1 tRNA gene and 1 rRNA gene are annotated in these 490 nt (G+C 49.4%); both read left to right on the forward strand.

Going from position 1 to position 490, the window contains the following annotated elements:
* Nucleotides 1-111, forward strand: a 16S ribosomal RNA gene (locus BMI79_RS22940); the annotation flags it as partial.
* An 85-nt stretch (nt 112-196) separates the two neighbouring features.
* Nucleotides 197-272, forward strand: a tRNA-Glu gene (locus tag BMI79_RS22945).
* The last annotated feature ends 218 nt before the right edge of the window (nt 273-490 follow it).

Genomic DNA, 490 nt, shown 5'->3' on the forward strand with positions numbered 1-490 from the left:
GAAGTAGGTAGCTTAACCTTCGGGAGGGCGCTTACCACTTTGTGATTCATGACTGGGGTGAAGTCGTAACAAGGTAACCGTAGGGGAACCTGCGGTTGGATCACCTCCTTACCGAACGATATTGATTAAGTGAGTGCTCACAACAGATTGTCTGATAGAAGTAATGAGCAAAAGCGTCATAAAAGTACGGTGTCGTGTCCCCTTCGTCTAGAGGCCTAGGACACCGCCCTTTCACGGCGGTAACAGGGGTTCGAATCCCCTAGGGGACGCCAACTGCTTGCGACCATCCCGGTGAAAGCGGCGGTCTCGGTATCTGCGGATACACCATATCTCAAAGCTGACTTGCGAGTCAGGCTTGAGATATTGCTCTTTAACAATCTGGAACAAGCTGAAAATTGAAACCTGACAGCAGAAACTTATCCCTCCGTAGATGTATTGGGGTAAGGATGACCCTGTCAGAGAGTCTCTCAAATGTTTGCAACGCGAATGT

Origin of the sequence: Serratia oryzae, assembly GCF_001976145.1 — a bacterium.
In the GTDB taxonomy this organism is placed as follows: domain Bacteria; phylum Pseudomonadota; class Gammaproteobacteria; order Enterobacterales; family Enterobacteriaceae; genus Chania; species Chania oryzae.